24 protein-coding genes are annotated in these 22479 nt (G+C 39.5%); 7 read left to right on the top strand and 17 right to left on the bottom strand.

The genetic code is table 11. The features are described 5' to 3' along the window. Positions 1 to 135: 135 nt before the first annotated feature. The 6 genes from V7K56_RS09865 to cysK form a co-directional block, all read right to left on the bottom strand. A complete protein-coding gene (locus V7K56_RS09865; protein ID WP_334909949.1) occupies positions 136 to 750 on the bottom strand; it encodes a hypothetical protein in 615 nt (204 codons plus the stop codon). Positions 751 to 1066: 316 nt separating this feature from the next. After that, entirely contained in the window at positions 1067 to 1240 is a 174-nt protein-coding gene (locus tag V7K56_RS09860; RefSeq protein ID WP_334909947.1) for a hypothetical protein, read from the bottom strand. Between the two features lie 442 nt (positions 1241 to 1682). After that, positions 1683 to 2771: a sensor histidine kinase gene (locus tag V7K56_RS09855; protein ID WP_334909945.1), complete on the bottom strand. Its 1089-nt coding sequence runs from the start codon at positions 2769 to 2771 to the stop codon at positions 1683 to 1685. 5 nt (positions 2772 to 2776) lie between these two features. Beyond that, positions 2777 to 3487, bottom strand: coding sequence for a response regulator transcription factor (locus tag V7K56_RS09850; RefSeq protein ID WP_334909943.1), 711 nt, complete (start codon positions 3485 to 3487; stop codon positions 2777 to 2779). A gap of 100 nt (positions 3488 to 3587) precedes the next feature. Beyond that, a complete protein-coding gene (locus V7K56_RS09845) occupies positions 3588 to 4283 on the bottom strand; it encodes a LabA-like NYN domain-containing protein (RefSeq protein ID WP_334909941.1) in 696 nt (231 codons plus the stop codon). A 985-nt stretch (positions 4284 to 5268) separates the two neighbouring features. Further along, a complete protein-coding gene (gene cysK, locus V7K56_RS09840; protein ID WP_334909939.1) occupies positions 5269 to 6228 on the bottom strand; it encodes a cysteine synthase A in 960 nt (319 codons plus the stop codon). A 1008-nt stretch (positions 6229 to 7236) separates the two neighbouring features. On the opposite strand from cysK, the gene V7K56_RS09835 reads away from it, so the two are divergent. The 7 genes from V7K56_RS09835 (at position 7237) to V7K56_RS09805 (ending at position 11810) form a co-directional block, all read left to right on the top strand. Then, positions 7237 to 7659 carry a hypothetical protein gene (locus V7K56_RS09835; protein WP_334909937.1) on the top strand — a complete coding sequence of 141 codons (423 nt, stop codon included), beginning with the start codon at positions 7237 to 7239 and terminating at the stop codon, positions 7657 to 7659. Between the two features lie 35 nt (positions 7660 to 7694). Then, complete coding sequence (locus tag V7K56_RS09830; protein WP_292774662.1) at positions 7695 to 7976, top strand: hypothetical protein; 282 nt, start codon at positions 7695 to 7697, stop codon at positions 7974 to 7976. Between the two features lie 2 nt (positions 7977 to 7978). Further along, entirely contained in the window at positions 7979 to 8290 is a 312-nt protein-coding gene (locus V7K56_RS09825) for a hypothetical protein (protein WP_334909934.1), read from the top strand. Positions 8291 to 8621: 331 nt separating this feature from the next. Beyond that, positions 8622 to 8984 (top strand): hypothetical protein, encoded by a 363-nt coding sequence (locus V7K56_RS09820; RefSeq protein ID WP_334909932.1) that lies wholly within the window; start codon positions 8622 to 8624, stop codon positions 8982 to 8984. Between the two features lie 323 nt (positions 8985 to 9307). Next, on the top strand, positions 9308 to 10315 hold the full coding sequence (locus V7K56_RS09815) for an LLM class flavin-dependent oxidoreductase (RefSeq protein ID WP_334909930.1): 1008 nt from the start codon (positions 9308 to 9310) through the stop codon (positions 10313 to 10315). After that, entirely contained in the window at positions 10305 to 10679 is a 375-nt protein-coding gene (locus V7K56_RS09810; RefSeq protein ID WP_334909928.1) for a hypothetical protein, read from the top strand. Before V7K56_RS09815 ends, V7K56_RS09810 begins: the two co-directional genes overlap by 11 nt. A 258-nt stretch (positions 10680 to 10937) precedes the next feature. Next, positions 10938 to 11810, top strand: coding sequence for an Rpn family recombination-promoting nuclease/putative transposase (locus tag V7K56_RS09805; protein WP_334909926.1), 873 nt, complete (start codon positions 10938 to 10940; stop codon positions 11808 to 11810). Positions 11811 to 12001: 191 nt separating this feature from the next. Here V7K56_RS09805 and V7K56_RS09800 read toward each other — a convergent pair whose 3' ends face one another. From V7K56_RS09800 to V7K56_RS09750, 11 genes are all read right to left on the bottom strand, one after another. Beyond that, a complete protein-coding gene (locus tag V7K56_RS09800; RefSeq protein ID WP_334909924.1) occupies positions 12002 to 12628 on the bottom strand; it encodes a pentapeptide repeat-containing protein in 627 nt (208 codons plus the stop codon). A gap of 150 nt (positions 12629 to 12778) precedes the next feature. Next, on the bottom strand, positions 12779 to 13636 hold the full coding sequence (hypB, locus tag V7K56_RS09795) for a hydrogenase nickel incorporation protein HypB (RefSeq protein ID WP_334909922.1): 858 nt from the start codon (positions 13634 to 13636) through the stop codon (positions 12779 to 12781). After that, positions 13627 to 13968, bottom strand: a complete 342-nt coding sequence (gene hypA, locus V7K56_RS09790; protein ID WP_334909921.1) for a hydrogenase maturation nickel metallochaperone HypA — start codon at positions 13966 to 13968, stop codon at positions 13627 to 13629. Before hypA ends, hypB begins: the two co-directional genes overlap by 10 nt. Positions 13969 to 13988: 20 nt before the next feature. Further along, complete coding sequence (hypE, locus tag V7K56_RS09785) at positions 13989 to 15092, bottom strand: hydrogenase expression/formation protein HypE (RefSeq protein ID WP_334909919.1); 1104 nt, start codon at positions 15090 to 15092, stop codon at positions 13989 to 13991. 39 nt (positions 15093 to 15131) lie between these two features. Further along, positions 15132 to 16310: a hydrogenase formation protein HypD gene (hypD, locus tag V7K56_RS09780; protein ID WP_334909917.1), complete on the bottom strand. Its 1179-nt coding sequence runs from the start codon at positions 16308 to 16310 to the stop codon at positions 15132 to 15134. Positions 16311 to 16426: 116 nt separating this feature from the next. Continuing rightward, positions 16427 to 16687: a HypC/HybG/HupF family hydrogenase formation chaperone gene (locus tag V7K56_RS09775; RefSeq protein WP_334909915.1), complete on the bottom strand. Its 261-nt coding sequence runs from the start codon at positions 16685 to 16687 to the stop codon at positions 16427 to 16429. 80 nt (positions 16688 to 16767) lie between these two features. Beyond that, positions 16768 to 19116, bottom strand: coding sequence for a carbamoyltransferase HypF (gene hypF / locus V7K56_RS09770; protein WP_334909913.1), 2349 nt, complete (start codon positions 19114 to 19116; stop codon positions 16768 to 16770). Positions 19117 to 19173: 57 nt separating this feature from the next. Then, complete coding sequence (locus V7K56_RS09765; protein WP_334909911.1) at positions 19174 to 20388, bottom strand: hypothetical protein; 1215 nt, start codon at positions 20386 to 20388, stop codon at positions 19174 to 19176. 606 nt (positions 20389 to 20994) lie between these two features. Next, positions 20995 to 21840, bottom strand: coding sequence for a NifU family protein (locus V7K56_RS09760; RefSeq protein ID WP_334909909.1), 846 nt, complete (start codon positions 21838 to 21840; stop codon positions 20995 to 20997). A gap of 49 nt (positions 21841 to 21889) precedes the next feature. Then, on the bottom strand, positions 21890 to 22114 hold the full coding sequence (locus V7K56_RS09755; RefSeq protein WP_334909907.1) for a hypothetical protein: 225 nt from the start codon (positions 22112 to 22114) through the stop codon (positions 21890 to 21892). 8 nt (positions 22115 to 22122) lie between these two features. Next, the gene (locus V7K56_RS09750; protein WP_334909905.1) at positions 22123 to 22389 is read right to left on the bottom strand and encodes a hypothetical protein; all 267 of its coding nucleotides are present in this window, start codon (positions 22387 to 22389) and stop codon (positions 22123 to 22125) included. Positions 22390 to 22479: the final 90 nt, after the last annotated feature.

The raw sequence follows: 22479 nt of genomic DNA, 5'->3' as shown, positions 1-22479 counted from the left end.
GAGACAGGGCAAACCATGAATTCAGAGACAAATCACAGAGTTAGTGCGCGAACCAGCATGAATTGAAGCCACTTATGAAGTGAAAGCGGTACGGGTTGGGCCTATAGGTATAGTTTATTTTTATCCAGTTAGCGGTTAATTCATCAGTGCAGCCAGCAACGTTCTGACTACAACTTCTAATTCTTCAGTCACTCGATAAAGGTTAATTGCTTGTTCAATACTTTGTTTTTGTCTGTATAATAAACCAAATTGCCAAACATTACCTGTTGTTACTGCTCCCAATATTTCAGCTTGTGTAGAATCTGTCCATTTATCGAGAGCTATCATCTGGGTCGCTAGTTGTATAAATCCCCTATTTATATCTGCTTGCTTGGCTTCAATCACAATTAAATTTGTTGTTGTTCGCAGATAATAATCCAAATTCCCTTGGAGCTTGTTATCAACTTTAATATTGTATTCTATTCGTAATTTAGCGTGGGAATAATGAATTAAATCAGTAACAATCGGCGCAATGAAAATTTCCCGGCGAGTAGCTTCGTTTTCTAAATCCACAAAAGGTAATACTTCTTCAATCCGTTGTTTTAGTTCGGCAAGTCTGTCTAATGAGCCTGAATATTGTGGTAATTCCAAAAATTTACGCTCGAATGAATAACCAAATTCAGCTACTAAATCATCAACTGCAAACCCTAATTCAAAGTAATTGCTAAAAGTATACGAGCGATTTGGGTCTAACAATGGTGGACGACTCATTGAATTCCTCCAATCAAGCAAATTACGCTTTTTGTCAATTTATGCAGGCAAGTAGGGATATCGTCTCCTATAAAAATTTGTTGTTTGGTAATTAAATCAGTCATGGATAAATTCATCTATTTAAATCTATGACTTATCCTGAAATTTTTTCAACAGAAACTTGATACATAATTGTCTCTTTTAACGAATCTGCTGCTACTGCTGCAAAATCGTCACAAGCGATAGCAGATTAAGAGGATCGTAGAATCCGTAATTATCTGCGTCGTAGAGGTATACATTTTACCATCCCAAGACTCTCGAATTATGTAATGAAAATTTAACTAGAGAAATTAGAGTTAAATTTTACACGTTGTGTACTGTAGTTATCTTTTTCTCCCCTAGCTTTGATACCGTCAATTACGGCGTAAGCGAGGTCTAGCTCATCATCAAATATTTGCCCACAGAGTTCATCTTTTTTAAGATGTTGCCACTCTAATTCAATTGGGTTCATCTTTGAGCAGTATGCTGGCAAGAAAAAGATGTACAAACCCATGTGTTCCCATTTAGTTACAGCACACTGTTAACCACCAGGGTAAACACTTGTTGTTAAGTTACCCTGGAGATCTTGCTACAATTGGGGTTTAAATAAGAGTTTGAAACTCTCTTCTTTACAAGACACTGTGCGAAGAATTTTGAATTGTTAATTGGTCAGTCTTGGGAACGATTTTGAGGGAACAGGTAGGCGATCGCAGCGTAACCCGAAAAGCTCAGTAAACTAACCAAAAAAGCAGCCAAAATAAAAGTAGACATAATATTATACTCTATGCACTTCCAAAATCTCGGCATCCATCAACATGCTAAAATTTTGGATACTTTCAAATTAGCAATTGGGTATGACACAGCCGTGACTACCTTGTGTCAATCCCTGGGATTTCAAGGTTTTATGGCTCAACTCAAGCCAAAGGCAGAAAAAAGCGAAACGTACTACTAACTCCCAATTCACTTTCTACCTGAATTTGACCGCCTTGTAGTTCAATCAAACGGCGGGAAATGGTTAAACCAATACCAGTACCTCCCGAATGGCGATCGCGCGATTGGTCAGCTCGCCAGAAGCGCTCAAATACATGAGGCAAATTTTCTGGAGCGATACCAATGCCTGTATCACTAACTGCAATCCAGAGTTGAGATGCTTCAATCCCAACACTAATGGTAATTGAACCTTGGTAAGTATAACGTACTGCATTACCTAGCAGATTAACCAATACCTGCTCTGTCCGGTCAATATCTGCCAATACAGGAGGTAGCACAGACGGACATTGCAAGAGCAGAACTGGCCCATCTTCTAATAGTTGGTCGGTAAATTTCTCCACTAATGACTCTAACAACGGACGTAAATTTACCCGTTGGATATTAATTGGTAGATAACCAGCTTCTGCCTTAGATAATTCTTGTAAATCGTTCACTAACCGTTCTAAGCGTCGAGTTTCTTTAGCTAAACGCCGATAGATTTCAGGAGACGCTTCAATTTCCCCATCAGCCAGTTCTTCCAAGTAACCGCGCACTACAGTTAATGGTGTTCGGAGTTCATGGGTCATATCTCCAATCACTTCTCGCCGCCGCGCTTCTACCCCTTCTAAACTAGCTGCCATTCGGTTGAAACTGGTACTCAGTCCACTAAGTTCTGGAATGTCAGACACAGGTAGTCGTGCATCCATCTGACCAGCAGCAAATTTTTGGGTGATTTGTTCCATCTCGGTCAATCGCTGCATAATCCGTCTGGACACCCAGTAACTCAATCCTCCGGCGGCGGTAGTGCCGACTAAGACTGACCAAAGAGTGCTTCGCTGCCAAGCAAGTTCAAATCCTGTCACCAATTCAGCACGGACATCGATTAAGTCGAATCCCTGATTTTCTAATCCTTCCAAATGCAAGACAAACAAGCGGGGGGAAGAGATTTTGCTGATACTCACCAGACTAGCTACCCCCACGATCATTACTACTAAGTGGGAGAAAAATAGGCGCCCTCTCAGCCCCATCTTCATAATATTTACGTTACCAAAGGATCTTCAAATTTATAGCCCACCCCAACAACAGTTTTAATAAAAGTAGGATTTGCCGGATCGGGTTCAATCTTTTTTCGCAACCGAGCTACATGAGTATCTACAACTCGTTCATCGCCAAAAAAATTATCTCCCCAAAGTTTATCAATTAGTTGAGTGCGGTTCCAAACTCGACCAGGATTACTGACAAAGGTGGTTAGCAAGTTAAATTCTAGAGTAGTTAAGTCCAAAATTTCAACTTCTTGAGAATTCATCTGACGACTGGCAGTGCGCTGGTCTACATCGACAATAAAGTGTTGGGTACGATTGACTTGATGTTGTCCCCCTTGGCGGAGGCTACGCCGTAATAGTGCCCGCACCCTAGCTACCAACTCTCTGGGGCTAAAGGGTTTGACCATATAATCATCAGCACCAGTAGATAGACCGATGACGCGATCAATTTCTTCACCCTTAGCAGTAAGCATTAAAATGTAAGGATCTTTGGCACCTGGTTTCTGGCGAATTCGGGCACAAACTTCCAACCCATCCAAACCAGGAATCATTAAATCTAGAATGATTAAATCAGGTTGTTGCTCTTGAAATATCCGCAAAGCATTCATCCCATCGCGGCTAGTGCGACAAAAAAATCCTTCTTTTTCTAAAGAGAGTTCGATTAAATGAGCAATTTCTGGTTCATCTTCAACTATTAAAATATCCATCTGAAATATAGGGTCGAGCAAAATGGGCAAAGCAAAGACACAAAGACATAGAGATATCTTTTATACGTCCCTGTGTCTCTCACTCTTTGCCTCTTTTTAATTAGAGGTTTAAATTTGAGGCTGTGCGATAACTATAGCCAAGATTAGAATCTTTTTGAATGTGTACTTTAATACTATCGAGGTCAATGAAGCAGTCAGCAACATCAATCAAACTTTCACTAGTCGTTGTTTGCAGACTGACTACTTCCACCCGAACCCCCATTCTGCTGACAGCGTTTACAGCATAAGCTAAATCTCCATCGCCACTAACTAAAACCGCTGTATCGTAGTAAGGAGCTAAAGTTATCATATCTACAGCAATTTCTACGTTCAGATTTGATTTTTTGAAATTCTCGCTTGGTACAACGAGTTCCTTTGCCACTACGCGATAGCCATTACGACGCATCCACAATAAAAAACCCTGTTGCTTTTCATTACTGATATCAACTCCAGTATAGAAAAAAGCACGCAACAGTCTGGAACCGCTGGTTAAATGACAAAGCAATTTAACGTAGTCAATTTCTATGCCGAGTTGTAAGGCTGTATGGAACAGGCTTAAGCCATCAATAAAAATAGCAACTCGACCGCGATTTAAGTTATTCAAAATCAAACTATCAGGTGCAGGATCTCGCATCTTGGTATCTTTACCTTTGACAGCAGTATCACTCAAATTTTGCCCTTGCCAATGTGGTTTAGCTTTGAGTACTTTAGATTCCTTAAATTCATTTCTTTGTTTGCTAAAATTAGTTATAATCATTGATACCTCTGATTTTAAAGCCGGAAAGAGTTTTGAGTAAATTGTCTATAGTATAGTCTGTACTGATTTATAACCTAGCAGGTAATGGTCTTAAGTCACTATATGCAGATAAGCTTAACTGGTGCTAAACAAGATTTAAAATAGACAGCCCAAGGTTTTCACTGTTATTAAGGTTGATTTAAGAAGATATTGCTTCTGCCCACAGATATGTTAATCTTTACCCACCGACACAGCAAGAGTTTGGAGAAAATAAATCTTTTTATAAGGTTAGGGGCTGTTCTTATTAGGTCTGTATTGCACTCAACCCAGAAGCGCTATATCTATAATTCGGGCAAGCATGAACTGTAAGAGGCAAGTTTCACAGAATAATACCACGGCTTTTAGGGTAAATGAGCGTAGCAATATTTACGCAGCCGTGGGAATATGAAGTAGTTAGAAACACTAGTACCGCAAGCCGGAATTCAAAATTTGAAATTCAAAACGAATGCAGTATAACCGTTTGGTTGATTTTGAATGGTGAGGCAGTCGCTCAGAGGGGGTTCCCACGCCAGTTGCTTCAAGTCGGCAGAGCCGCCCAACGCACTGGCTCCCCATGAGGAACTGCCATTAGCGCAGCGTAAAGCCTTCTCTTCTCCCAAGGGGAGACGCTACGCGAACGAGAGGCTTGTCTGCGACACGCTCTTGCTAGCTTGCTTCCACGAAGTGGTACGCCAACGGCATGGCTTCTCTTCGAGACGCTACGCGAACGCTTAGAGCGAGCCTGCGTACTCTGTAAGAGTTGCAAGCTACACGCAGCGTCTGGTAGAGAGCGTCACCCGTTCGCCCTTGGCGTTCCCGAAGGGTAGGGGTAGTTTATTTACGCCATGCTGTACTAGTAATGTAATATGAGATCCGATCGCACCTCAAAAGGTAAGTTGCCTTAATTTATGTAAGAGCCAAATGATCAGGACAGGGAGGTTTGTTAATCTCTAGCCTCCCTGTCTTTTTAACGCACGCCAGCGGTTTCTAGAGACAAATCTTGAAACATGGGTGTGCTGAGATAACGTTCGCCAAAGGAAGGCTGAATCATCACGATTAAACGTCCGGCATTTTCTGGACGTTTACCTACTTGAATTGCGGCACACAAAGCTGCACCAGAGGATATGCCAGACAATAAGCCTTCTTCTTTTGCCAAACGTCGCCCATAGGCGATCGCTTGTTCATCACTGACTCTAATTACTTCATTAACCAATTCTAGGCGGAGAACATCTGGGATAAATCCGGCCCCAATACCTTGAATTTTATGTGGCCCGGCTTCACCACCAGAGAGGACTGGGCTATTGCTGGGTTCAACTGCGATCGCCTTAAAAGTCGGCTTGCGCTGTTTGAGTACTTCTGCAATCCCAGTAATCGTTCCACCAGTACCTACCCCAGCAATGACGATATCTACTTCCCCGTCTGTATCTGCCCAAATTTCTTCGGCGGTGGTTTCTTGGTGAACTTTGGGATTAGAAGGGTTGCGGAACTGTTGCAGCATAAAAGCATTAGGAGTATTAGCCACAATTTCTTCGGCTTTGCGAATTGCTCCCCGCATACCCTCAGTTCCTGGTGTCAACTCCAAAGAAGCACCATAAGCTCTCAGCATAGCGCGTCGTTCTTGGCTCATAGTCTCTGGCATGGTCAAAATCAAACGGTAGCCACGCGCTGCTGCTACCATTGCTAGAGCAATTCCTGTATTACCTGAAGTAGGCTCAACTAAAATGGTCTTTCCTGGAGAAATTGAGCCAGCGGCTTCCGCCGAGAGTACCATACTTAACCCGATGCGGTCTTTCACCGAAGCCGCTGGGTTCATGCCTTCTAATTTAACAACTATCCTTGCAACTACTCCTTCAGCTTGAGGAATCTTGTTCAGTTGAACTAAAGGTGTTCGTCCAATCAGTTCTGTTACGTCTTGAGCAATCCGCATTATTTAACTCCTAAAATCCTAAATCTTAGTACAGAATATTTACTTATAACAATAAGCTTTGATGTATTTATTTTGCCGTTTCATGCCAATGAGTGCATATAGTATGTATTCTAACTTAACCACACAATACGAAAGCTTAGGAAGAACTTTTATTAGATATTCCCATTGATTCTCACTTGAGAAGAGGCTAGCTTATCATTCTTCTATTTTAGCATTTGGAATTGCTAACTATTATCTTTTGGGCTAAGATTCAATTTTTTTGTAATTCTGTATATATAAATATTTTTCTTTATTTTATATTCGTTAGTAAAATATAATAATTGATTTTTAAAATATTTAATTGCTTTTCCTGATTTCTTAGTCTATCTTTATCAAGAGACATTGATATTTTATTCTGAGTACAGATTTTATCAGTCCAAAATTACATCGTAAATAGTCTTTAACCATTGCCTACATTGCTTTAAAGTTGAGTGCAAAAACATCAGAACCCCACCTCGGAAATACTAGAACCCCATCCGAAAAACACTAGCACCCATACCCCAATTAATTTTTAAAATACTTATTAGGTGAGGCTTATAGGCTTTGAGTACTATTCTAATGAATTTAATAATCTTAACAGGGCTGGGGTAAACTGTTTTGTGGAGAGCGGCTGATATAAATCGTATAGGATTTACGCAGAGATTCCCCTCTACCCCCCAACATTCCTGAGCGCAAGCTTAGTGAACTAGGGGGGACTTCTTAATCTCTCTTTTGAAAGTAGGATGAAACCAGATTACCGAATCTAAGTGCGTTACTTCTGACTGAATAATTCTATGTTTGTTTGGGAAAAGGTTGGTAACTTTTTATAAGTCAGGGATCAGTGGTAATGAGAAAAATAACTGAAAATTACCGATTACACATATTTTAATATCAAAACTGTTTGATAGGTAGAAATATACAACTACTTTAAATAAACAGCAAAAGATATTTTCTTACTGGGTGCATACTACCTAGCAAGGGAGAGCCAAGATGAAAGCCAAACTTTTAAATGTTCTCACAGTTTGCGTCGTTACTTTAGCAGTGCTTTCACCAGAACTAGTAGTATTTGGCATCGTTTGGGAGCGACACCTGGAGTTAGTAAAATCTCAGAATTTAGCTTGCGAAGTTAACAACACGACTACAGATGCTCCTGCCTTGGTTCCCTACACAGAGGGTACACATTCCCCTCAGACTAACATTCAATCCTCCGATCGTAATGTGGTTCATCAAATGCTTACTGTTGCTGAACAATATAAATTTACCACTATCCTGCAATGGTTCTTCTTGTTAACCCCGATTTGTGTTGGGTTAGGGATTCTTTTTTACGACAGATATCTTGTTCATCGTGCTGCTGTTTTAAAAGAACAAGTTGAAATGTTGGAAAGACTGTGGCACCAAAGTATCGAACAGTAACTTATTGACAATTTACTAAAATCAAGAAAATTACCATGACAGAACAACGTCAAAGTCTGTATTTTAATCTGATAGATGAGTTACTCAGATGTCCTAATGGTCAAGAACCAGAAATTTTGGAATCTAAACCCGAATTGATTGATTCCGGTTTAGTAGAAACAATGTTACAAGTAGCAACTATGTTTGCCCATGAAGGCAATCAAGATGGTGCCCAATTTTTATTTTTTGTGGCGCGCGAGCTAGCTAAAGAATTAGGTTTATACCCGGAAGTTCCTAATACTGAAGTTGCAAATCCTGAAGTTGCAAATAAGGAGTAAAAATGTTGTTGACTTCAACGGATGCGGGACAAATAGCTTTAGAACTGCTCATGGCAGACTGGAATATTTCAGAAGAGAACAGAGAGTGGTTCACAATCTTTAACTCTCGTCTGATTGGCGAGAGTTGGTACACTGTGGAACTAGGTATAGAAGGATTTCCTGATAGGTGGTTTATTCAAGTATATGACAATGGAGTGTGCGATCCAAACTATACATTTATTTCACCAATCGTTGGTTCTGAAGGATTTACAGACTTTGTAAATGTGCCGGATATCATAGCAGAGGTTTTAGTTTGTGAACGTAATGCTCGCTAATAATTAAAAATTCAAAAGTTATAATTCAACACTAATTCGTAATTTGTAATTAAATCAAGACTTAGAGTCAGCGACCTCTAAAATTTGTTAGGATTCATTATGGGTAGGATTTAAATCCTAATCTATATATAACATAATTACGTTGGCGAGTCTGCAAATATCATTACGAATTAGGAATTACGAACTTTTAATATAAAGATGCTTTACGCAAATCTGAGGTGATCCCGAATGAGGTACACCTCTTTTTTTGTAATATTTAATATTTTATTCCAGCTTAATACAATATTTTGTCATGTTTAACTGATAAAATTATGTTATATTAAATAGCGTGATGGACGCTACAGAAATATCAGTTCCAATGATTGCTGAAGATATCTTAGCCAAGGAATTCACAAGAGTCGTCAACCATTACTACCCGCAAGTTGGAGAATTGCTGGATGGGTGTTATGTAAAAGTCATCACCTGTTTTTGGGGACGACCTGCCAGACGTTTGCAATATATAGGAATTTATTGCTCCGACGAAATGATTTCCTGTGTGCAAGCTCAAAAAGAAATACTCAGAGAAGTAGCAGACAATATGGGTCTAATCCAGGTTGTTTGCATGAATGCCAAGCGATTGTTACGCGATCCGCTGTCGAGGGTCAAAGAGAACAACCCACGCCTATGGTTGGAGTTGCAGTGGGTTGCAACTTAGTGATTCATCACATTAATTGAGAGGGGTAAATGCTTTTGTAGAGAGGACTTTATTCCCAAATATTTAAGCACTAAAGTGCTTAGGGAACTCCAAATAAAAAAATACTCAACTACTTTTTGTGGGGTGGGCGTCTCGCCCGCCCGTAGCTAAGGGCGGACAAGATGTCCACCCCACAAGTAGTAGTAATTTATTTGTTGGAAGTCCCTTACTACTGTCCACCCCACAAGTAGTAGTAATTTATTTGTTGTAAGTCCCTTACTACAAACCTATCAACCACTAGAATAATCAGCACCTACGGTGAATACAAAGTATCAACACAAGTAATGAAAACTGGAATTTTCTGCAATTACGATAATTTTCACCAAGATGCTCGTCGTGCCATCTTTGAGCAAGTTGCACTAGTAAAACAGGCAGAAAGCTTAGGTTTTGAGGAAGCGTGGGTGAGTGAACACCATTTTAGTGAATCTAATCTCAGCCCGTCTATGTTGGTGTTGATGGCACATTTGGCAGGATTGACTTCAACTATCCAATTAGGCACTGCGGCGGTGTTGCTGCCATTCCATAACCCTATTAGCGTAGCGGAAGATATTGCCACTTTGGATAACTTGTGCAATGGACGATTATTATTTGGAGTTGCTAAAGGTGGCCCCTTTCCTCAACAAAACAAGCATTTTGCGACCCTCCCAAGTGAATCTCGTCCTAAGATGCTAGAGGCGATCGCATTGATTCAGAAGCTTTTGTATGAAACTGATGTATCATTTAATGGGCAATATTATCAATGCGATCGCCTGACAATTTACCCCAAACCATTGCAAAGTCAAATACCAGTGTATGTTGCCACTGGTGGTGATGATGGTATTGAGCTTGCTGCTAAACATTCCTTCAGCTTGATGGGTGGGCCGCCATTTTCCCTAGAGAGATTGAAGGATACTATTACCAAATATCGAGCCTTAAATTCTAGTGGTGCGGAAAACTTTGTGCTGGCACGCTTCTTTTTTCTTGGCAAAACATTTGACGAGGCAGTGAGTGAAGCGTTACCTTTCGTTCGCAAATTTAGCCAGAAAATGAAAGCTAATTCGGCTGAAATCTTGAAAAATAGTGCGAATCCTAACCAAAAACCATTTGATCGCACAAATATTTGTTTCGATGAAGACTATTTGATTGAGAACTCAATTATCGGTGATGTGGAGACTTGTCGAGACAAAATCAAGAAATTTCAGGACGAATTAGATTTAGGTACGTTAGCACTCAAACCCTCGTCTGCGGATATGCGAAAAAACCTGGAGAGTTTGACGCGCTACAACCAAGAGGTGCGAAATTATGTCTTCTAAACTATACATGCTTCCTCCCGATGACTTACCTCCAGCTGAGGTAACAAAACAGGATGGAATGCTGCAAATGGAGCTAGAACAGTCTACTGGCAGATGCTTTTATCAAGCTTGCGATCGCATTACGCGAGTACTGTTGTCTAATTGTCAGTGGTATCTCACAACAAATGCTAGCATCCTAACACTAATTATTGACTGCCCTGACTTAGTATCTTACTGGCATATCGTCAGCAATATTCCTCAGTTAGGTAATAGATTAGAGCGGTTTGCTACCAACGGCAAAATCCGCGTTTATCCGCCATTTGGTAAAGGGATGCCGTTTGAAATCAGCGTCAATGAAATATCAGCTTACCGAGATTGGCTTTGAGGTAAATAGAAACTGGGAATCATCCTTATTGCTGTCTTCCACCCTGTACTTTTAAAGTGCAGGGTGTTGTATTTTCTGAGAGGTATAATTCATTTTTTTTAATTGGATGCAGTTAGTTATTAAAGTAGAAATAACTACTGTAATTTGGGTTAATTTTTGTATTTTGAGACGGAAATATTTAGGCGATCGCAATGTCCATACTCAGTGGTAGTCTAAATAAAAGTGCAATAGCGCTTATCTAAACGTACCTACTTGCTTATGCCCAAACCTGCTGATATCAGCACTAAACGCCTAATCAGTCTTGCACCCGATAACTGGGTAAAATGGGTAACAGAAATTCCTGATGTTATTGTAGGTGAAATTCTCAACTCAGAATTTCAGTGGCTTAGTAGAGAAAGTGATGTACTTATCCGTGTCGAGAATCCGCAGTATGGAAAATTTCTAGTTGTAAATGAATTACAACTGCGCTATAAACCGGAAATGCCACGACGGATGCGTGCTTATGCAGCTCTAGCTGAAGAAAAATATAATTTACCTACCTATCCGGTATTAATCAACATTCTTAAAGGAACTAACACAGAAATACCTACAACATATACATCAAATGTTGCAGGTTTAAGAGCAACTCAAGATTATCGGGTGATTAACTTATGGGAAGTTGATGTAAATACTGTCTTTGAGACACCATTACCATCCTTAATTCCATTTGTACCCATCCTCAAAGGGGGTGAAAACGAGGTTGTAATTCGAGAAGCCTTGCAAATTCTGCGTCAGGATGAACAATTAAATCAACTTGAAACAGTTTTGGCTTTTTTTGCTACGTTTGTAATAGAGAGTGCCCTAGTCCAAGAAATCATGAGGTGGGATATGGCTGTGTTGCGTGAATCGCCTTGGTATCAAGAAATTTTACGTGAAGGAGAAGCACGCGGGGAAGCACGCGGGGAAGCACGCGGACGACGAGAGGAATTATATTCAGGTATTGAATTGGCACTAGAGATTAAATTTGGGACTACTGGCTTAGATTTAATGCCAATCATTTACCAAATCACAGATTTACAGCGATTAAAAGTGATTCAACAGGCTATCAAAACCCTAAATACAGTTGAGGAACTACAGCGACTTTGTGATTGATTTACTGGTAAAAAAACTTGTGATTTTCTCACTTACCCATTTATACCACAATACGCTTGGATTAAGGCCAAAAACTAAAACTGGCGTAGCGCGATCGCACTCTTTGCAACGAATACCCACCCCGAATCGCACCGCCAGTTCTAACCCTATAAGTCAATACGGTTCAGTTAAGGCTAAAACCACCACAAAAATCAAGGATGAATTTTCCCATCAGGCATCATCGCTCCTTGCAAGATGGCTCCTTGAAGATTGGCTCCTAGAAGGTTAACTTCTAGAAGGTTGGCTAGTATCAAAAAAGCTCTCTGAAGGTTGGCTTTTGACAGGTTGGCTTTTAACAGGCTGGCTTGCGACAAGTCAGCTTGCGACAAGTTAGCTCCTTGAAGGTTTGCATGGAACAAAATAGCTCCCTGAAGCTTCGCTTCTGATAGGTTCGCTCCTTGAAGGTTCGCTAGTGACAAAAAAGCTCCCTGAAGCTCCGCTTCTGATAGGTTGGCTTTTGACAGCTTTGCTTCTGATAGGTTGGCTTGCATCAAAGTAGCTCCCTGAAGGTTAGCTCCCTGAAGGTTGGCTTGGGACAAAGAAACTCGCGACAAGTTAGCTCCCTGAAGGTTAGCTCCCTGAAGGTTGGCTTGGGACAAAGTAGCTTGCGACAAGTTAGCTCTCTGAAGGTTAGCTCCTGATAAGTCGCAGTTGAAACACTTGTTGGTATTCAGCAGCTGCTTAACCTCTTCAGGATTGGCAGCACATCCGGGAGTAGTTAAAAGATTAGAAGTGCTAACACTAATAAGCAGAAAAGCTTGGTAAATGTTTAACTGCATCGTAGTTCATTATACAATTCGAGATAATTCTCTTATATTTGCATTTTTTCAGCTTCTTATTCCAAATTTTTCAACGTGATAGCAAGATTACAGAGATATAGCGATCACTCTAGCTGTCTAAATGGTATGCACGTCTATGTTCAAAAAAATTTAGGTATTTGAAGGGAGTAGTGTTGACAAGCTTGTTACCTTTTCAGTTACCCATTTATACCAACTCTCTAACCCAGCACCAGTTGTTGCACAAACCTGGAAAATCTGAATTTGGGAATTTACTTGTTTAGCATATTCTATGCACTTTTGAACATCAAAATCTACATAAGGTAGCAAATCAATTTTAGTGATAATCATTACATCACTAGCACGGAACATGTGGGGATATTTTATCGGCTTATCTTCTCCCTCCGTGACGGAGAGAATCACGACTTTTGCATTTTCTCCTAAATCAAATAAAGCTGGACAAACCAAATTTCCCACATTTTCAATCATCACAACTGAGTTCAGTGGCGGATTCAGTTGTTGTAAACCCTTGTCTATCATTGATGCATCTAAATGACAGCCTGTTCCAGTGTTAATTTGGATGACTTTAGAGCCTGTTTCTTTAATTTTTTTGGCATCATTAGCAGTTTCTTGGTCGCCTTCAATTACACCGATAGATAATTGATGTTTTAAATCATTAATGGTTCGTGTCAAAAGAGTTGTTTTCCCCGCACCGGGAGAACTCATTAAATTTAAGGCGAGAATATTTCGACCTTTAAACCATCCCCGATTTTGGGCTGCTATCAAATTATTTTTTGCCAAAATATCCTGTTCTAAGGATATCGTTGTATTGTGTATTTTGGCATGAATTTGAGACGCTTCTATATGAGTGTCGTGACTGTGAGAATGAGTGATGACAGTACCATCTGCTAAAGTGTGAGTATGATGATGATGGTTATGTTCAGCTTCACCTGTTTCCAGATTGGTAATTTTAGTTTCACCATCATCAGAACAACCGCAGGTTACACACATAATTCCTCTATTTCTATTTCTTTAATTTTCAGTTCTTCACCAGTAATTAAATCTAATTGCGTGCTACCGCAGTTACAGATACCAAATGGTTTATCTAAATAAATTTCTGTACCGCATTGGCGACATCGCCCTAAGCCAGGAATTTCCAAAATTTCTAATGTTGCCCCTGCTAAAACTGTGCCTTGAGTGCAAATATCAAAACAAAATCGGATAGCATCGGGCATAATAGCTGAAAGTTTGCCAATTTCTAATAAAACTCGCTGCACTTTTGCACCTTTGGCATGTTCAGTCACGATTGCCACAATATTTTGAGTAATTCCAAGTTCGTGCATCCTATAAAATCTATTAAAAATTAACAAATTCGTGGCAATTGGTCGCCTACTAACATATCAACAATCCTTTCAGCACCAAAAACTGTTTTTAACAATACGATACCTGGAGGTGAGGTAATAACTTCGCCAATAATACAAGCATCTTTGCCTGCTGGGTGGGATTTCATCGCAGATAAAACAGTTTCTGCATATTTAGCTGCCACCACTACAACTAACTTACCTTCATTAGCTAAATATAATGGATCTAAACCGAGAATTTCACAAACTCCGTTGACTTCTTCATGCACTGGGATAGATTCTTCAAAAAGACGAATTCCTACATTGGAACTGAGGACAAATTCATTTAAAACTGTAGCTAAACCACCGCGTGTGGCATCTCGCATAGCATGAATCTGAGGACACACATGGAGAATAGTTTCTACTAAAGTATGTAATGGTTGACAGTCACTTGCAATATCGGTTTCTAAGGCTAATTCGCCACGGGCAATTAAAATTGCTGCTCCATGATTGCCTATTTCACCATTAATTATTATAGTATCTCCAGGTTGAATATTGTGGGCGGAAATACTAACTCTTTGCGGGATGATACCAATACCAGCAGTATTAATAAAGAGTTTATCGACAGCACCGCGATGTACAACTTTTGTGTCACCAGTAACAATTTGAACACCAGCTTTTTTCGCAGCTGTTTTCATACTGGCTGCGACACGCCGTAATATTTCTACTGGTAATCCTTCTTCTAAAATGACGCTACAAGTTAGATATAAAGGTTTAGCACCGCTAACCGCTAAATCATTAACTGTGCCGTTAACGGCTAGTTCCCCTATATCACTACCGGGAAAAAATAAGGGGTCTACAACATAGGAATCTGTAGTAAATGCAAGTCTGTCTCCTTGTTGCATGAGACTGGCTAAGTTAAAGCTGGCTTGGTCTTCTAGTTGCGAGAGAATTGGGTTATCAAAATTGCTGACAAAGATATCATCTATTAAATCACGCATGGCTTTACCACCGCTGCCATGTGCGAGAGTTATATGAGTATCTCGCACTTTGCTTTGGTGACGACGAACTTTTTCTATTTTTTGAAATAGAGAATTTTGTATTGAGTTTATGGGGAAAATATTCATATTAAACTTTTTTTAAGCGCAGAGGTAGGCGGAGTATTATCAGTCTGAGGAGAAGCCGCAGGCGGGGAGGGGTTCTTGAGTTATTTTTGGTTTTTCAGTGATTGTTCTTTTGGCAATAGTGGAGAGTCGCCCGTATTTGTAATAGGCTGCACAAGCACCTTCGGAAGATACCATGCAAGTACCGATTGGTGTTTCTGGTGTGCAAGCTGTACCAAATACTTTGCACTCCCAAGGCTTTAAGACTCCTTTGAGAATTTCTCCACACTTACAAGCTTTATGGTCGGCTATTTTGAGGTTGGGAATGGTAAATTTAAGTTCGGCATCAAATTGGGCATATTCAGGTTTAATTTGTAATCCTGAATAAGGAATGTCACCTAAGCCGCGCCAATCGAAATTATCTCGCACGGCGAAAACTTTATTTATGGCTTGTAGGGCTACTGTATTCCCGTTTTTTTCTACAATTCGGTTATATTGGTTTTCAACTTCACAACGATTTTCTACTAGCTGTTGCAATAGCATCCAAATCGATTGGAGAATATCTAAGGGTTCAAATCCTGAAACAACAATTGGCTTATTATATTGTTGGGAAATAAATTGATATGGGTCAGTGCCAATTACCATGCTGACATGTCCAGGCCCAACAAATCCATCTAGTTGTAAATCAGGATTATCTAATAATGCTTTGAGGGCGGGAATCACCAGGACGTGATTGCAAAACATACTAAAGTTATGAATTTCTTCGGCTGCTGCTTGCAGGATGGTGAAGGCGGTGCTGGGGGCTGTGGTTTCAAAGCCTAATGCGAAGAAAACTACTTCTTTGTCGGGGTTATCTTTGGCAATTTGTAGGCTATCTAGGGGAGAGTACACCATACGGATGTCTGCACCTTGTGCCCTGGCTTGTAGTAAACTTGTTTTGGAGCCAGGAACTCGCATTGCGTCGCCAAAGGTGGCAAAAATGACGTTATGATTTTGAGAGATTGCGATCGCATCATCTAATCTCCCTTTTGGCATCACGCATACCGGACAACCAGGCCCATGAATTAGTTCAATAGCTTGGGGTAAAATTTCTTCGATACCATATTTAAAAATAGAATGGGTATGTCCGCCACATACTTCCATGATTTTGATAGGTTTTTCTAGTCGATGGCATAATTTAGCGATTTCGCGGCATAAAGCTTCAGCTTTTTCCGGTTCGCGGAATTCGTCAACATATTTCATAGGAAGTGAGGAGTAGTGAGTTTTATGTATCTGTTAATTTCGCTTTTGTAGTAGAGGGTTTTTTTAACAAATCGCGTTGCCTCATCTAGATTTCAACCTCCTGCCTCCAACCTTCTTCACGTACTAATCCCTGCTTCTACTGCTGCTAATTCTTGGAACAGTTGTAATGTTTCTGCCGCTTCTTGTTCGTTAATTCGATTCATCGCAAAGCCAACATGTACTAGCACCCAATTACCAATACAAGCTTCGGGGGGATGTTGTTCATCTACAATACAAGCAATATTTACTTCGCGCTTAACACCACCAATGTTAACTGTAGCTAATTTATGGTTAACGTTGGTAATTTCTATAATTTGTCCGGGGATTCCTAAACACATTTTTATTTTTTAAGATAAATTAACCACAGAGGCGTAAATAACGCACAGAGAATTCTTTCTAAGAACAATTTTGTCAAATATCAAGACTCATGTATTAATTGTGCGGCTGCAATCACTGCTTGTCCTAAAGATAACCCGCCGTCGTTAGCTGGTACTAAGCTGTGAGTAAGTACTTTTATTCCCAATATTTGTAATCGTTTGCTAATTTCCTCTGACAATATACAATTTTGAAGTACTCCTCCTGTTAATGCTACCTGATAAATCAGATTTTCTTGACTAAGATGTTTAACCATTTGCACAATGGCATTCGCTAAACCTTTGTGAAATTTGGCTGCCATAACTGGTTGTGGAATCTGATGCTGTAAGTCATCGAGCAAGGCTAGCCACATTGGACGTGGGTCTATACAATAAATACTATCTGAAAAAATAAAATTAAAAGGATATATTGGTGTTTCTTTATCATTATTTAAACTACTAACATCTACTATAGCTTCCATTGCGATCGCAGCCTGTCCTTCATAGCTACATTCGTCTCTATAAATACCGATAGCTGCTGCCACTGCATCGAACAATCGCCCTACTGAAGAAGCTGGAGGAGAGTTAATTCCTTTATCTATAAGTTGATTGAGTAGCTTAAGTGGCTTGTTTTTCAAAAATTTAAATATTTCTAAATTAGCATACTTTTGTTCGCAATCATCCCACAGGTTAACAGCTACTAATTGAGCATAAGTATTACGCCAAGGCTGATAAATTGCTTGTTCACCACCAACCATTGCTACTGATTTAAATGTTGCTAGTCGTTTAAAATTTCGGTAATCTGCTAAAAGAAATTCTCCACCCCAGAGTGTACCATCATCGCCGTAACCTAAACCATCTAAAGCAATACCTAATATTGGAGGTGAATTTAAGGGAATCCCATTTTCTGCCATACAAGCGGCGATATGGGCGTGATGATGTTGAATGGGATAAATTTTGATTTTATTTGTGTCCGCGAGTTCTTTACCAAGTTTGCTTGAGAGATATTCAGGATGTTTATCAATGGCGATTACTTCTGGTTGATGCTCAAATAAATTTAAGTATAATTTTAAATTTTCTTGGTAAGCGTTGAAAGCGGCAGCATTTTCTAAATCTCCTAGATGTTGGGAGAGAATTGCTTCTCCTTCACGCAATAGGCAAAAAGTATTTTTTAACTCACTGCCCATTGCTAAAATTTGCGGTACTTTGTGAAATCCCAGTGGTAAACTAATTGATGCTGGTGCATATCCTCTGGCACGGCGAATTGTTTGAACTTTATCACCTAGAACACGTACAACTGAATCATCTACCCGATTCATAATTTCCCGATTGTGCAAGAGAAAATAATCAGCAATTGTCCCTAATTTTTCCCTTACTTCGTCATTATCAATACATTGTGGTTCATCAGCAAGATTGCCACTTGTTAAAACAATTGGGCGATTCATCCGCCGCAGAATTAAATGATGCAAGGGCGTATAAGGTAGCATGAAACCAAGAGTATTTTGCCCTGATGCTACTGACGATGCTAACTGTTTTTTATCTGAAGCCTGTAATAAAACAATTGGTGCAGCAGAACTGGTTAATAATTCTTTTTCTTTGGCGTTGACAATACAATATTGTTCAATTACTTCAATATCCCGCGCCATCAAACCAAAGGGTTTATGATAGCGCTTTTTTCGCTGACGTAGTTTTTGTACAACGGTTTCCTGTGTTGCATCGCAAGCTAGATGAATACCACCTAACCCCTTAATTGCCACAATCTCACCTTTTTGCAACAAGGTACAAACAGCATCGACATCATCCAACATCGAAAACATGGAAGCAGTAACCGATTTTCCATCAGCGCGTTCTAACCAAGCTGCGGGGCCACAAACATGACAAGCTACAGGTTGAGCGTGAAAACGGCGATTTTCGACATCGTGGTATTCCTTTGCACATTCTGAACACATGGCAAACGCAGACATACTGGTATTGCATCTGTCATAAGGAATGGCACGAATAATACTCAGGCGGGGGCCGCAATGAGTACAGTTAGTAAAGGGGTAGCGATAAAAGCGGCTAAAGGGGTCGAATATTTCTTGTTGACACTGTGGACAGGTGGCTGCATCAGGGGTAATTTCTGTTGTAATGGCATTACTGACACTACTAGAAATCACGAAATTATCAAATTTCAATTCACCTTCATAAGGAGTTCTAGTTAGTTGATTAATTCTTGCTAACGGTGGACATTCTGTTTGCAATCTGGCAACAAACTCTGTAATTGCTTCCTCACTACCAGATACCCTAATTAATACACCTTGACCATCATTACAAACATCTCCAGTCAAACCACAGGCTTTAGCAAAACGATAGACGGTAGGGCGAAATCCTACTCCTTGAACAGTACCGCCAACTCTAATTTCTTCAGTCGCCATATAAATCTGACTTTCCAAAATTACGAATTATGTAGCTTGCTTCCCGCTTTGCAGGTATTACGAATTATTAAACTGCCACAGTAATATTCGGTTATTTCCAGAATCAGCTATTACCGCAGTATCACCACAAATTTTTATCCCATAACACCAATTTAAGCTATCTCGTTTAGGTAGTCCAAAATTCCGATTTTCACCTTTACTTTGAAAATTTATTTGTCCTGCCAACCCATCTGCCATTACACCTTGCAGTGAGAAAATTGATTCTGGTTTTCTCCATCCTAACAACCGGGAATTAGCAGTATCTGCAACCACTAACCAATCTCCAGCTACCCCGACACCATAGGGCATACTCAAACTACTAGCACTAGGATAATAAACTCCTTGATTCATTTCCACAAAATCAAAGCTTTTTTGTCCTAAAGCTACTGCACAAGGGGCATTATTTTCTGTTGGTATTCCCTGCCAAATCATCACTCGGTGATTACCTGCATCACTGATAACCAAATCTTCTCCCCAAAGAGTGATATCATGACACCAACGCATACTCACTGCGGTTGGAGAAGCACCACCGTTTTCATTGCGAGATATCATATCTGGTTGTGCCAAAACTAAATCAGCAGGTTGACCATTTTCTATTGGTAATTGATGCCAAATTAATACCCTGCGATTACCTGTATCAGCAATAAATAGCCGTCCTTGATGATAAAAAACACCATAAGGCCAATGCATTGTCTTGGCAGATGCTTGTTGACTTCCTCGATTTGGTTTATTATCAATAAAATTAGCTTGTCCTAACACCAAATCTGCTGGAACATTGTTATCTTGTGGTAAGTTTTTCCAAATTAAAACTCGATGATTCCAAGCATCTGCAACAGCTAACCCTTCACCACAAGCACAAATTCCAGTTGGTACACTTAAGGTTGCGCTTCCCGGTGTACTTTTAGCATTTTGTCCTTCATGATAAAAGTCAGGTTGTCCAATTATCCAATCAGCAGGTTGACTATCTCTTGTAGGTAATTTTTTCCATCCTAATAATCGATGATGTCCTGTATCTGATACCCATAAAGGGCCAGTTTTTGATAACAAACAAGCACCACGAGGCCCAAACATTGTTACGGGACTGGGTGCTACAGGTATGACTAATTGTTCTGGTTCAATAATGTTGCCTAAAATTACCTCTGCACCTTGAGGTGATAGAGGTAAATGTTGAGAAATTTCTGTTGCTTCTAGCGGTAATTGTGATCTGGGATTAATTATGATTGGGATATCCATGAACCGCAGATAGACGCTGATAATTATTTTAAAATATTAATATTAATCGGCGTGTAACAATAATAGCGATTTTTCATTATATTTTTTAAATTAAGTGAAAAGTTTTAAAATACTTCCTTATTAATCAATCTTGAAAAATTATATCTCACATACAATAGCTTTTGTTATACAGGAATATTTGGCATGAGTACGCGATGTACTGAAAAAAGAAAGTCAAAGCTTATTTGGAGTAAGTAAAAGTTAGTTTTGCTTGCGGAAAACACTAAAATGAGTAAGTAAAAGTTAGTTTTGCTTGCGGAAAACACTAAAATGAGTAAGTTAAAGCTTATTTGGAGTAAGTCAAAGTTAGTTTTGCTTGTGGAAAACACCAAAATGAGTAAGTCAAAGCTTATTTGGAGTAAGTCAAAGTTCATTTTGCTTTTTCAAAACCTTAAAATGAACAAATAAATTACACAAATCAGAAAAGATTATAGAATATTGATAAAGCATTAAGAGCTTTTGCTTACACACAAGGCGAAAGTGAATGTGCGAACTACTGATATAAAAAACTAAAATAGCTGTGATTTTCTAATTACCAAGTATATTTGCTGATTTGTCACCTTCGCATTATAATTGTTGCAGTTTCACAAAAACCTTATCGTCTTTAATTTTTACTGGATACGACTCAAGTGAAACATCAGGTGCTGTTAAACATTCACCTGTCTCTAACTTGTACTGAAATCCGTGGGAGGGGCAGGTAATAATACCATTTTCAACTTTACCTTGATCTAGGGCAGATCCTAGATGAGTGCAAGCATTACGGTAACATCTTACTGTAATACCTTGACGATGTAAAATTAATGAACTACCAGCAAGTTGTACTGCCAATACACTAAATTCAGGAACTTGCTCAATAGTCGCCACTTTGATCCAAGTAGAAGTTATTTTGGAAGAAAATGGACTGATTAAACCAGAAGTTGTGTTGTTACCTATAGGGTTATTGACCGCAACTACTCTGGTAATTTCGGGACAATGATTTTTGATTGCCTGTTCTACTCCCTGAGATAAAGTCAAAGTAGAAGCCAGACAATTGCTGCAAGTTCCTATTAATTTGACTTCTACCATATCTGGAGGCTTAATTGCCACTAGTTCTACATCCCCATTATGGCTTTTTAAACCTGGGCGAACTTCTTCAAGGGCTGTTTGAATTCGCTGTGCTAATGGTGGTTTTGGTGGTTTTACTAGTTCGTGATAAAGTAGCACTGCGTATACTACTTCATCATTAACAGCATGACGCAAAGCTGACATTGATTCTTGCTTGAGACTTTTAATTAAATTAGTCAATGCTGCTTTGTGTAAAGCTTCAATTGCTCTTTTTAGACCAACTGCTACACACCGTTGGCTTTCATCCCACTCTGATATAATTGCCTCAAAGCGGTTAATTTCCTGAACTAATTCTTCAAGGTTTGTCATTGGTCATTGGGCCTGGGGCATTGGTTATTCATAAATGACTAATGAAAAATTACTTCATTTTGAAATCTTTGAGAAGAAATGGCATAATCAAGCCTGTCAATAGACTAGATAATGTTATTGGTAAGTAGAAAGGAATATCGATTTGTGCAAACAACACTAGTAGTAACGAACCTACAGCAGTAGCAATAGCAGTTCGCTGAATAAAATACATTGGATCGCGCAGTAATTTTCCTTTGAAAAATAACTTGGCAGAAAACCAGCCAATTTCTAACATATCTACTCCTAATAGTTTGTCAATAAATTTAGGATTACAAGCCCTAATACAATAGCAGGAATTACACCAGCAGGGGCAAATAATGCCCCAAGCATTGCTGAAAACTGATAGCCGATATCTTTCCCAGCTAACAGCATTCCACCAATAGCACCACCAACCATAGATAAGGCTGTTGCTATGACTATCCAGACTAATTCTGTTACTATGTTTAAGTCACCATCTGCTAAACTTGTGAGAAAATCTCTCAGAGAAGGGTTTGTTAAAATATCTCTCATACTGTTTTTTTTTCGTGATAATTGGGGAAGTTGGGGGGATAAAGGAGACAAGGGGACAAGGAGAATAGCCAATTTCTAATGCCCAATGCC

The organism is Nostoc sp., from assembly GCF_036917535.1.
In the GTDB taxonomy this organism is placed as follows: domain Bacteria; phylum Cyanobacteriota; class Cyanobacteriia; order Cyanobacteriales; family Nostocaceae; genus Nostoc.
The sequence above is the reverse complement of the archived record's forward strand: the minus strand, read 5'-3'. Positions and strand labels throughout refer to the sequence as shown.

Excerpts from the sequence above, each read along its gene's own strand:
- V7K56_RS09865 (WP_334909949.1), bottom strand. The coding sequence starts at position 750 with ATGAGTCGTCCACCATTGTTAGACCCAAATCGCTCGTATACTTTTAGC.
- V7K56_RS09860 (WP_334909947.1), bottom strand. The coding sequence starts at position 1,240 with ATGAACCCAATTGAATTAGAGTGGCAACATCTTAAAAAAGATGAACTC.
- V7K56_RS09855 (WP_334909945.1), bottom strand. The coding sequence starts at position 2,771 with ATGAAGATGGGGCTGAGAGGGCGCCTATTTTTCTCCCACTTAGTAGTA.
- V7K56_RS09850 (WP_334909943.1), bottom strand. The coding sequence starts at position 3,487 with ATGGATATTTTAATAGTTGAAGATGAACCAGAAATTGCTCATTTAATC.
- V7K56_RS09845 (WP_334909941.1), bottom strand. The coding sequence starts at position 4,283 with ATGATTATAACTAATTTTAGCAAACAAAGAAATGAATTTAAGGAATCT.
- cysK (WP_334909939.1), bottom strand. The coding sequence starts at position 6,228 with ATGCGGATTGCTCAAGACGTAACAGAACTGATTGGACGAACACCTTTA.
- V7K56_RS09835 (WP_334909937.1), top strand. The coding sequence starts at position 7,237 with ATGAAAGCCAAACTTTTAAATGTTCTCACAGTTTGCGTCGTTACTTTA.
- V7K56_RS09830 (WP_292774662.1), top strand. The coding sequence starts at position 7,695 with ATGACAGAACAACGTCAAAGTCTGTATTTTAATCTGATAGATGAGTTA.
- V7K56_RS09825 (WP_334909934.1), top strand. The coding sequence starts at position 7,979 with ATGTTGTTGACTTCAACGGATGCGGGACAAATAGCTTTAGAACTGCTC.
- V7K56_RS09820 (WP_334909932.1), top strand. The coding sequence starts at position 8,622 with ATGGACGCTACAGAAATATCAGTTCCAATGATTGCTGAAGATATCTTA.
- V7K56_RS09815 (WP_334909930.1), top strand. The coding sequence starts at position 9,308 with ATGAAAACTGGAATTTTCTGCAATTACGATAATTTTCACCAAGATGCT.
- V7K56_RS09810 (WP_334909928.1), top strand. The coding sequence starts at position 10,305 with ATGTCTTCTAAACTATACATGCTTCCTCCCGATGACTTACCTCCAGCT.
- V7K56_RS09805 (WP_334909926.1), top strand. The coding sequence starts at position 10,938 with ATGCCCAAACCTGCTGATATCAGCACTAAACGCCTAATCAGTCTTGCA.
- V7K56_RS09800 (WP_334909924.1), bottom strand. The coding sequence starts at position 12,628 with ATGCAGTTAAACATTTACCAAGCTTTTCTGCTTATTAGTGTTAGCACT.
- hypB (WP_334909922.1), bottom strand. The coding sequence starts at position 13,636 with ATGTGTGTAACCTGCGGTTGTTCTGATGATGGTGAAACTAAAATTACC.
- hypA (WP_334909921.1), bottom strand. The coding sequence starts at position 13,968 with ATGCACGAACTTGGAATTACTCAAAATATTGTGGCAATCGTGACTGAA.
- hypE (WP_334909919.1), bottom strand. The coding sequence starts at position 15,092 with ATGAATATTTTCCCCATAAACTCAATACAAAATTCTCTATTTCAAAAA.
- hypD (WP_334909917.1), bottom strand. The coding sequence starts at position 16,310 with ATGAAATATGTTGACGAATTCCGCGAACCGGAAAAAGCTGAAGCTTTA.
- V7K56_RS09775 (WP_334909915.1), bottom strand. The coding sequence starts at position 16,687 with ATGTGTTTAGGAATCCCCGGACAAATTATAGAAATTACCAACGTTAAC.
- hypF (WP_334909913.1), bottom strand. The coding sequence starts at position 19,116 with ATGGCGACTGAAGAAATTAGAGTTGGCGGTACTGTTCAAGGAGTAGGA.
- V7K56_RS09765 (WP_334909911.1), bottom strand. The coding sequence starts at position 20,388 with ATGGATATCCCAATCATAATTAATCCCAGATCACAATTACCGCTAGAA.
- V7K56_RS09760 (WP_334909909.1), bottom strand. The coding sequence starts at position 21,840 with ATGACAAACCTTGAAGAATTAGTTCAGGAAATTAACCGCTTTGAGGCA.
- V7K56_RS09755 (WP_334909907.1), bottom strand. The coding sequence starts at position 22,114 with ATGTTAGAAATTGGCTGGTTTTCTGCCAAGTTATTTTTCAAAGGAAAA.
- V7K56_RS09750 (WP_334909905.1), bottom strand. The coding sequence starts at position 22,389 with ATGAGAGATATTTTAACAAACCCTTCTCTGAGAGATTTTCTCACAAGT.